11 protein-coding genes are annotated in these 8,890 nt (G+C 55.7%); 9 read left to right on the forward strand and 2 right to left on the reverse strand.

The window, feature by feature from the left end; all coding sequences use genetic code 11:
* Nucleotides 1-75: 75 nt before the first annotated feature.
* The 7 genes from HYT79_12170 to HYT79_12200 all read left to right on the forward strand — a co-directional run bounded on the left by HYT79_12170 (nt 76) and on the right by HYT79_12200 (nt 4,249).
* Nucleotides 76-531, forward strand: coding sequence for a hypothetical protein (locus HYT79_12170; GenBank protein ID MBI2071335.1), 456 nt, complete (start codon nt 76-78; stop codon nt 529-531).
* 68 nt (nt 532-599) lie between these two features.
* Nucleotides 600-1,172 (forward strand): hypothetical protein, encoded by a 573-nt coding sequence (locus HYT79_12175; GenBank protein MBI2071336.1) that lies wholly within the window; start codon nt 600-602, stop codon nt 1,170-1,172.
* Complete coding sequence (locus tag HYT79_12180; GenBank protein MBI2071337.1) at nt 1,169-1,675, forward strand: hypothetical protein; 507 nt, start codon at nt 1,169-1,171, stop codon at nt 1,673-1,675. Before HYT79_12175 ends, HYT79_12180 begins: the two co-directional genes overlap by 4 nt.
* Before the next feature lie 38 nt (nt 1,676-1,713).
* On the forward strand, nt 1,714-2,601 hold the full coding sequence (locus HYT79_12185) for a thioredoxin family protein (protein MBI2071338.1): 888 nt from the start codon (nt 1,714-1,716) through the stop codon (nt 2,599-2,601).
* Between the two features lie 69 nt (nt 2,602-2,670).
* Nucleotides 2,671-3,093 (forward strand): hypothetical protein, encoded by a 423-nt coding sequence (locus HYT79_12190; protein MBI2071339.1) that lies wholly within the window; start codon nt 2,671-2,673, stop codon nt 3,091-3,093.
* A gap of 65 nt (nt 3,094-3,158) precedes the next feature.
* Nucleotides 3,159-3,635: a hypothetical protein gene (locus HYT79_12195; GenBank protein ID MBI2071340.1), complete on the forward strand. Its 477-nt coding sequence runs from the start codon at nt 3,159-3,161 to the stop codon at nt 3,633-3,635.
* Nucleotides 3,636-3,790: 155 nt separating this feature from the next.
* Nucleotides 3,791-4,249, forward strand: coding sequence for a hypothetical protein (locus tag HYT79_12200; protein ID MBI2071341.1), 459 nt, complete (start codon nt 3,791-3,793; stop codon nt 4,247-4,249).
* A 1-nt stretch (nt 4,250) separates the two neighbouring features.
* Here HYT79_12200 and HYT79_12205 read toward each other — a convergent pair whose 3' ends face one another.
* Both HYT79_12205 and HYT79_12210 read right to left on the reverse strand, forming a co-directional pair.
* On the reverse strand, nt 4,251-5,189 hold the full coding sequence (locus tag HYT79_12205; protein ID MBI2071342.1) for a hypothetical protein: 939 nt from the start codon (nt 5,187-5,189) through the stop codon (nt 4,251-4,253).
* A 62-nt stretch (nt 5,190-5,251) separates the two neighbouring features.
* Nucleotides 5,252-6,604 (reverse strand): thiolase family protein, encoded by a 1,353-nt coding sequence (locus HYT79_12210; protein MBI2071343.1) that lies wholly within the window; start codon nt 6,602-6,604, stop codon nt 5,252-5,254.
* A gap of 107 nt (nt 6,605-6,711) precedes the next feature.
* On the opposite strand from HYT79_12210, the gene HYT79_12215 reads away from it, so the two are divergent.
* Entirely contained in the window at nt 6,712-7,755 is a 1,044-nt protein-coding gene (locus tag HYT79_12215) for a hypothetical protein (protein ID MBI2071344.1), read from the forward strand.
* Between the two features lie 56 nt (nt 7,756-7,811).
* The gene (locus HYT79_12220) at nt 7,812-8,804 is read left to right on the forward strand and encodes a MoxR family ATPase (GenBank protein MBI2071345.1); all 993 of its coding nucleotides are present in this window, start codon (nt 7,812-7,814) and stop codon (nt 8,802-8,804) included.
* Nucleotides 8,805-8,890 lie beyond the last annotated feature (86 nt).

The following is an 8,890-nucleotide window of genomic DNA, read 5'->3' on the forward strand; positions in this document are numbered from 1 at the left end:
ATACTGATGACGGCAATTTTGTTGGGATGGGCGGCGGCTGGATTGAACGCCGGAGCCCCAAAATTAGGTCAACCGGTGGATCTTGTGGATAAAAATATGTCCGCTAGGGAGCTTCAGAAAATGATGGATGCGGTTCATAATAAGGGAAAGTACAAGCGTCCTGATTTTGGAACAAGAACCCTTGAGCTTGGGCAATTTTTCGAAGGACCACTCGCTGCTCCCGAGGCCTTGGAGAGTAAAGCGACTAGGCTTGCCATTGGAACGAAAACGCGACCCAATCCCTGGATTTTTCATGGTGCGGAGTTTAGCCAGATGACCATGCGTGTGGAGCAGGGCAGGGGAATGTGGTTGCGGGTCAAGATTGTGCCCGCGTGTAAGGAGATCGCGCCGCCGGCTTTGGCCGGCGCTCAAATCGTCGAGCTTTCGGTCAGCAAGGCGCTTCGCAAAGCCCTGCCCCTGGGAGCGCCGTGGGGGCTTCATTTTAAACCGATGCTGCAACGAATGCTGCGTTTCGCGGCCCAGGTTAAGTGATGAAAATACGTACAAAAAAAATAATTGTAACCGCGGGAAGTCCCTTTGGGGCGCTGTTTCTCTCCGGCGTGTTGGGTTTTGCTCAACAGGCGCCGGAACCGGTTCCCGACATCAAGAAAAGCCATGAGGCGCTCATGAAAACGATGGATGCAGCCGGTGCCGTTATGGACGCTTTGGGCATTGCTCCGGTTAAACCAGGTCACGATGGTTCTTCATTCCATGAACAAGAGCCGAGTCAAGAGGAGCGGCAGGAAGAGCTGAGATTAAAGCTTCACGCAGCTCGCGTCAAGCTTTATGGGTCGCAATACATCGCTAAGGTAGAGGGCGAGCGTTCCGCTACCGCCCGCAAACAAGCTTCAGGTTTATGGTATGGCACCGGCGCGGCCGGCGCCATTGGCGCGGGGCTGTCCATTTACAGCGTGGGATATGCGATCGGCGGCTTGTGGACGGGGGCCGGTATCTTCTTGTTGGGTATCGGGGCCGCTTTTGGGATTGCAGCGATTGTCATGGGTGTGTTAGCTTCAAAAAAGAACGAAGAAAGTCGGACCGCAGGAGATGCTGCTGAGCGGGCCAGCGAGCAAGCTTCGCTGGCCGAGGGTGAGATTCAAGCGATTGAAAAAGAGATTGGCGAGCGCGAATGAAGATTCTCTTTTGTCTTTTTTTGCTGTCGGGAGGGGTTGCCGGAGGGCCTGTGCTGGCTCAATCAACCGCTCTTTCTGATGCCTCCTCCACCCAAGCGCCATGCACCGGGGTCGACGCTTTTGAGGATAAAGAAATCATCGATGCCCTGATGCACGGCACAGCGCCCCGGAGGAAAAATCTCAATTGTCCTGATCAGCAAGTTGATTTTCCGGAACCGGCCTCTCAGGACGAATATTCGCAAACGCCTGCTCAATCAACCGATGATGCGGGACAAAAGATCAGCCCCAGGCGGGTGATCTCAAATCAGAACGATTCGGATTCTTTTGATTTCGGACGAAGCCGCTGGCCGCTGTTTATCGCGAGCATGATTGTTTTGCCCATGGGCGCCACGACTTTTTATGTGGCCACCTTGCTTAGCTCCGGCGGTTTGGGTCTCTTGGGAATGGGGTTGACCATCGTCGGCATCGGGGGTTTGGTGATGTCTCTGAGCCTTCGGCGCTGACGAAATTTTTATGAAAAAAATAACGAAGGAGAATACATATGCATGAAAACAGCCGTATCGTTAAACAAACTTTAGGCGGCGTGCTCGCCTTTATTTTTGCATTGACGCCTGTCTTTTCCCAGACACCGGCCAATCAACAAATGAACAAGGTTCGCGGGCATTTTGACCAGACGAATCAACAACAGCCGGGGAAGAAGTCCCCCGTTCGCCTGGGCCAGGCGAAGAAAAGGACGTATGCCAAAGAAGTGAGCAAGACCAAGGCCCAGGAATTGATCGCCAAGTCCAGGGTTCCGGTGGTGGTTGATTATTGGGCGACTTGGTGCGGACCCTGTCAGGCTTTGTCTCCGGCTGTTGAGGAATTAGCCCGGGAGTACCGGGGCAAAATTCTGTTTTTAAAAGTCAATGTCGGCGATGATCCGCTGCCCGAGGATGTGCCCATCCCCAAACTTTTGTTCTACCAGCATGGGAAGCTGGTGCGCAGGCAAACCGATGCTTATGCGGAGCTCGAAAAAAACAAGGCGAATATCAAGCCGATTCTCGATGAAATGCTTGAAGGCCCGATGTTTGCGCTTAGGGAGGATTTTCACGGCAGCCAGGAGGATTTATTCAATACGTTGGCATTGACGGATAAACCGGTTGTCATGGAATTTTGGGCGCCGTGCCCTCCTTGCCGCATCATGGAAAATAAATTGGATGCTCTGGCTGAAGACTATCGAGGGATGGTCAGGTTCTACAGGTATAACGTCAATGAAAATCCGAGAACCGATCTGGCCCCCATGTTGCCGTTAGTATCGATCTATAACCATCAGACCAGAAAATTTGAGGTTATCGTCGGTTCTCACAAAGCGGCGATGGATGCCGTTGAGCGCGCTTTGGAAAGTTTATTCCAAACCTCCGGAAATCTTCAGAATATTGATGCGCCCTGACGGGAGTCCCGGGCGCCTAGGGACTTAAGACCCAGGCCGGTCGTTTCGCGGTCCGGTTAAATTTAAAGCATGAGGTTTTGTTTGGCGTTGGGGGTTGCCGGCCTGCTGATCAATCAGGTCATGGCCCAGGATTCCACGGATCAAGAATACGTCAACGCCCAAAAGACTTTTGACCAAGGGCCCCCTGGCGCAGGCGCCGGCAGCCCGGTTCCTCTCTCCGGCGGTTCTTCCAAAATTGAAAATAACAATGACTCGGCTCTAAACAACGATCAACCTGGGTCTTCAGCGAACGTTCCTGTCGCCGGCGCGGTTTCCGCCGAGGCCGAAGAGGCTTATTCACCCAATTGGACGCTTCTCAATTTAACGATTGGTTCGGTTTTGGCTGCCGGCATCCTGATGGCTATTTTTCCTACCCATGGTTTCGTGGCTCTTGTGGGCATGGGCGTGGCCACGGCTTTTTTTATCGCTTTTTTGATTTCCGACGTTACTTAGCCGATTGTTTATAAGCGATAATATAGGCACTCGGCCCTGTCGGGCTGCTGAAGGAGCAAAATTCCATGAGTCGAACCTTAAAATTTTCGCTATTTTTTATTTTTACAATCGCCGTGGGCTCATCCTGGGCCGATGATCAAACCATCAATGATCGGATCGCCCTTGAGTCCACTTTTGACCGGGGCGGCCGCGGTGATGATGGTTCAAGGAGGCCGGTTGCTCCCGACTCCCGGCCCGAGCCTATCCCGGAGACGGAAGGATCGCCGCAGGACGGCAGGCGTTCTACCGATGAGCGTCCCGATCCCAAGGAGCCGGCTGCCGAAAAGTCATCCGCTAAATTTGAGGATTTTGCCAACGGCGGAGGTTTCGTGGGCCTGATCCTGGGCATTATCGGAGCTCCGTTCGCTGTTTGGGGAATTATTGCCGGAACAAGTCTGGGTTGGGGTATTGCTGCGTTGGTTGCGGCCGGCGTTGTTGTGGGCGGCATTCTCGTCGGCGCCGGGATCGGGGCCTTGATCGGCTTGATGGCGGGGGCACGCTGAAGATAGCCGGCTTTGCCTTTTTAATTTTTATCCCGGCGTTCTCGGTCCGGGCCGCAAGCCTCCCTTCTGATCTCAACAGTCCGCAGGAACGCGAAGCCGCGCAAATAGGTTCTTATTTTGACGGAGAAACCGTCGAAGAGCCGCAGTTGCCTTTTATGCTGCCGCCGGCCCAGCCGCAATATCAAGAATCCGGCGATCCCGCATCAAGAAATTCAACCCGATCGTCCGCTTCTCGTCAATCAGATTCACGGCTCGCTCTCGCCAATGGGTTGACCGCGGCCAGCATCGGCGTCATGACTTTGGGAGCCGCAACCTATTTGACCGGTTTGAGCGCTTCGCTTGAATGGGCTGCGCTGTTGGGGATGGGGGGCATCGCGCTCGGCTTGGGGCTTTTTGCCGTGGCGACGTTTCTTGGGGGCGTTGATGAAAAAAATACGATCGTCATGGCCCTCAATATGGTCGGCATTACGGCCGTCTGCGCCGCTTTGTTGTTGAAAATCATGGCGATTGCGGCTCCAGTCCCCTATGTCGTGGCTGTCGGCGCGCTGGCCGGGGCCGCGGCCATGGGCATCATCGCCGCGCGCAAACTCCCCGATTACTTTAAGAAAAAATAGGTCAATAGCAGGTCGGGCCGGACATCAGCCAATATTCGCAGGAATCCGGCGTCCAGCCCGAGGCCATAAGTCCTTTTGGGGGATAGGTTCCGTAAAGAGTGTAGTTTCCTGAGGCAATGTCATAACAATGAACCTGGCAATCCCCTTCGGTCACCGGCCAACCCGTCGCTTGCTGAATTTCCGATAAAGCCTCTCGTTCAAATCTTCGGGTTAATTCCCAGATCAAACCCTCCGCATTTTCGGGAAGTTCGGCGTTTTCCGGCACTCGGATGCCGCGCCCGGTGATCACGACATCGGGAGCTTCGGCGGCGAGTCCATCGATGATTTCGCTGTTGCTCATGGCTCTGAGCCTGTCCGCGGTCAATCCTGAGTCGTTTGTTTCCGCGCCCGGCGTCGGAGCGCTGCCGGTGCCTGTGCCGGCGTCCGGCGCAGCCGCTTGGGACAGGTCCACGCTTTCCGTGAGATTCGGGCCCTTCTTCTCAAGAAGGTCGATGCGAAAACGCCCCGGCGAGCCCGTGACTATTCTCCATTTAGTTTCCGCGCGGATGGAATCCAAAAATTCATGCCGCTCATCCCAAACCTGTCCGGCCCGAATTTGAAATCGTTCCACTTCGCCGCGAATGCTTTCCGGGCGCAGCCAGGTGGGATCGATTTCAAGATAAATGCGGCCGCTGTAGACTAATAAGCGGCTTTTGCGAATTTTGGTGTTGAGAAAAACTCCGGTGATGGGATTGCCGTATCGCAGGAATTGATAAGTTTCGGGCGTGCCCAGTAAATTGATGACGTTGACGGAACCGACCCGGTAGTTTGGATCGGACCAGCAAAGCGTGAAATCCGCGGGGAATCCCCTGGGCAGACGCTGGTCAAGGATGCAATTATTGGCGGACAGCGGAAGAATCAGCCCGCAGGTCAGGAAAAGAAGAAATAAAAAGTCACGCATCCTTCATAGGATAACAGCCTTTGAGGCGGCTTGCCGCCGGAGTGTTCGCCGTCCGCTGTTGGTTAGGCCTTCTCGAAAATCATGGCCCCGCCCACGCCGCCGCCGGAGCAGCCGGCAATCAGCCCGTATTTTGAACCGCTGTTTTCCTTGAAGGCGTAAGCCAGGTTCAGGAACAACCGGATGCCCGTGGCTCCCAAAGGATGCCCCAGCGCGATGGTGCCGCCGTTGGGGTTGAGTTTTTTCTCTTGCCACTTGGCCGACCAGTCATGCCCGTATTTTTTTTGTCCGAGCTTAAAAATAGACAGCACGGTGGCCGCAAACGGTTCGTGAAGCTCGATTTGATCGAGTTTGTCGAAGGACAAGTTCGACCGTTTCAAGGCTTCATCGGCGGCTAAGGCCGGGCCCACGCCCATGTGCGCCGGGTCATTGCCGTAAAAGCTCCAGGAGCGGATCATGGCCGCCACGGGAAGCTTGAGCGCCTTGGCTTTGGAGAGCTTGGTGACCAAGACCGCGCCCGCGCCGTCGGAGCGCGGGCAGGAGTTAAACAGCGTCACAGTCGCCCGCCCTGATCCGTTGGGGCTGGGCTTGTCCACGATGTATTGGCCGAAGTCTTTCCAGAAATTTTGGAAGGTATAGGCCGGGCTGTCGAAGAGAACCGGAGCCTTGGCGATCATCGCCGGTTTCGCCACCAGCGAGGCCCGCAGATAAGGATATTCGTCTTTTTCCAAAAGCGTTTGGCCGTTGGCTTGATACGGCTGGGTATGGGTTTTGTAGAAACCGCGTTCCTGGGCGTCTAAGCAGCGGCGGAAGGTCTCATGCGCATATTTATCCTGCTCATCGCGGGACACGTCGTACATCTGCGCGCAGATTTCCGCGGTGCCCGCCATATTGACGAGCCTGACGGGATCGGTGAGCCCCTGCTCCGTCGAGTCCGCGATTTTCACGCCGTCGGCCTGCCATAAATTAGCCCAGTTTTCTTTGACCGTCTGGAACGAACGCAGCGCTTTATTGGAGCGGGAGCCGGTAATCGTGTAAGGAAAAGTGGACATGGATTCAACGCCTCCGGCCACAACCACTTCGGCTTCGCCGGTGGCGATGACTCTGGCGGCGGAAGAGAGCGCCTCGATGGAGGAAACGCAATTGCATTGAACGGTAAAGCCCGGAATCTCCGTGCGCAGTCCGGCTTTCAGCGTGACCACGCGCGCGATATTGGGGGCGGAAACATCTTGGCCGACCCAGCCGATCACGACGCTGTCGACGATTTTAGGGTCGATCTTTAATTTGGCGACCAGATTTTTGATCGTTGCGCTGAGCATATCCGCGGGCGCGACCTCGGATAGGGATTTAGAGACCTGGCCGATCGGCGTGCGCACGCCGTCAATCACGACAATCGGGTCGTCCTTGGGAAGATTCATAAAGCCTCCATTTTAAGTTTAGTCTTGTTTGGCCGTTATCGACAGTATAGCCATCTTGGCCGCCTTGGGGAAAGCAAACAAGAGCCAGGTCTGCTAATCTTTTATCAATGATGCCGGAGGACTCGCAGGGCGGCCCTGGTTCGCCGAGGGAGAGGCTGCTTGAAAAATTAAAAGACGCGCTGTCCGGGCTCAGTTTTATTTTGGTTTTGTTGTTGATCATCGCGTCCGTGCATGAATTTTTATTTTTCATACCGGATTCTTGGCGATGGCTCAAATATTCCCCGGGCTCGGGCGGCCTGGGCGACCTTCGCGAATATCAGACATTGCGCGGGCTTATGGCTGTTTTGATCGGCGGGCCTGGGGCGTTTTATTTATTTTTTCTTTTCGGCCGGCGTAAAACGAAGAAAAAGGCGTTAGTTTTTCTTTGCGCGCTTTTAGCGGCTGCGTTGGGCATCCACACGGTGCGGCGCCGGCATGCGGGAGATTCCGGTCCGCGGCCGGCTTTGGCCGGCGCTCAACACCTGCCCTTAACCGCCAAGAATTTTGCCGTAGCGGGGGAGGTTCGTTGGCAGGAGGATTATGTTTATCTTGAGCAGCCGCGCGTCATCCCTGAAAGCCGGCGATATGCCGAACAGGGTTTGATCTGGGAGGGAGCGATCGAGGGAGATGTTGACGTCGAAGCGATTCTTGATCTTGACCGGTCCAAACTCAGCAACTGGCAGGATATTTCACCGGACCGGACCACGTTTGCTTTGACCGTCGATGCCGGGGATTTGCGCCAGCCCGGCGGTCCCCGCGGCGCCCAAATCGGCTATAGCCCCAGCCCCCAAGGCTGGTGGCCCTCGGCCATCGGCAGTTCGGTTTCGGACAAACAAATCCCGGTGACGAGCAAAAACAGATTCCTTGTGATGAGCATCATCCGGCAGGGAGACCGGTTGATTCTGCGCGCGGGATTCGACGGCGGACGGCTCGAAGAATTAGGAGATTTTGATTTAAGCCGTTATGACGACACGAGCGGCCGGCCCGTCACCCGGATCAGCGCCATGATCTTGTTGAATGAGCGGCAAGTCGACGGCCAGGATGTGTACGCTCTTAAAAGCCTCCGGGTTTCTTGCCTTGCGGATCAATCGTGCGGGATTAACGGACCCTAAATGACTCAGGCGTTTTGCCTATTGAGCGGATGGTTCATTCAAGCTAAAGTAGAGGAGTGGCGAGGGGGGACAATCAATTCGACCGTCTGCTTGAGAACGTCGGCCGTTTGAAGGCCGAGATCGCCAAGGTCATCGTCGGGCAGGATGCGGTCATCGAAGAATTGCTGATCGCTTTGTTTTGCCGCGGCCATGCCTTGATCGTGGGCGTGCCGGGTTTGGCCAAGACCCTCATCGTCTCCACCTTCGGCCAAGCCCTGGACCTGGAGTTTCGGCGCGTTCAGTTCACCCCGGACCTGATGCCCTCGGATATCACGGGCACCGAGGTCCTGGAGGAAGACCAAAAAACCAAAGAGCGCAGCTTTCGTTTCGTCAAAGGCCCGGTCTTCACCAATTTGTTGTTGGCCGATGAAATCAACCGGACTCCGCCCAAAACCCAATCCGCGCTTCTTCAGGCCATGCAGGAGCACACGGTCACTTACAATGGCGTCACGTACCCTTTACCTGAGCCTTTTTTCGTCCTGGCCACGCAAAATCCCATCGAACAGGAGGGCACCTATCCTTTGGCCGAGGCTCAACTGGACCGGTTTTTCTTTGAAATCAATATCAGCTATCCGAGCGCCGAGGAGGAGCTTTCCATCGTCCGGCGCACCACGGCCGCTGATTTGCCCTGCGCAGCCAAGGTGATGAGCGCGCAGGATGTCCTGGAAATCCAAAATTTGGTGCGCCAGGTGCCTTCCGCCGATCATGTCGAGGATGCGGCCGTGGCCATTGCGCGGCGCACGCGGCCTCAGGATCCGTCGTCTCCGGCCATCGTCAAGGAATTTTTGGCCTGGGGCGCGGGGCCCCGCGCCACGCAATCCTTGGTGCTGGCCGCCAAAGCCAGGGCGATTCTCAGCGGCCGCAACGCGCCGTCGACCGAGGATTTGCTTCGTGTGGCCTCGCCTGTTCTGCGGCATCGTCTGATTTTGAATTTCAGAGCCCGAGCTCAAAACAAGTCCGAAGAAGAAGTGATCGCCGAAGTCGTCAATAAGGGTCCGTTAAGGAATTAATGATCAATTTGCCGGGGCAATTTTGGAGCGAGGCAAGGCGCCGCGAGGCGCGGCGTGCCCACAGGGCACGTAAGCCTCGCGGCAAC

This window comes from Elusimicrobiota bacterium (assembly GCA_016180815.1).
Classification (GTDB): Bacteria; Elusimicrobiota; Elusimicrobia; order JACQPE01; family JACQPE01; genus JACPAN01.

Excerpts from the sequence above, each read along its gene's own strand:
- HYT79_12180 (MBI2071337.1), top strand. The coding sequence starts at position 1,169 with ATGAAGATTCTCTTTTGTCTTTTTTTGCTGTCGGGAGGGGTTGCCGGA.
- HYT79_12185 (MBI2071338.1), top strand. The coding sequence starts at position 1,714 with ATGCATGAAAACAGCCGTATCGTTAAACAAACTTTAGGCGGCGTGCTC.
- HYT79_12190 (MBI2071339.1), top strand. The coding sequence starts at position 2,671 with ATGAGGTTTTGTTTGGCGTTGGGGGTTGCCGGCCTGCTGATCAATCAG.
- HYT79_12195 (MBI2071340.1), top strand. The coding sequence starts at position 3,159 with ATGAGTCGAACCTTAAAATTTTCGCTATTTTTTATTTTTACAATCGCC.
- HYT79_12200 (MBI2071341.1), top strand. The coding sequence starts at position 3,791 with ATGCTGCCGCCGGCCCAGCCGCAATATCAAGAATCCGGCGATCCCGCA.
- HYT79_12205 (MBI2071342.1), bottom strand. The coding sequence starts at position 5,189 with ATGCGTGACTTTTTATTTCTTCTTTTCCTGACCTGCGGGCTGATTCTT.
- HYT79_12210 (MBI2071343.1), bottom strand. The coding sequence starts at position 6,604 with ATGAATCTTCCCAAGGACGACCCGATTGTCGTGATTGACGGCGTGCGC.
- HYT79_12215 (MBI2071344.1), top strand. The coding sequence starts at position 6,712 with ATGATGCCGGAGGACTCGCAGGGCGGCCCTGGTTCGCCGAGGGAGAGG.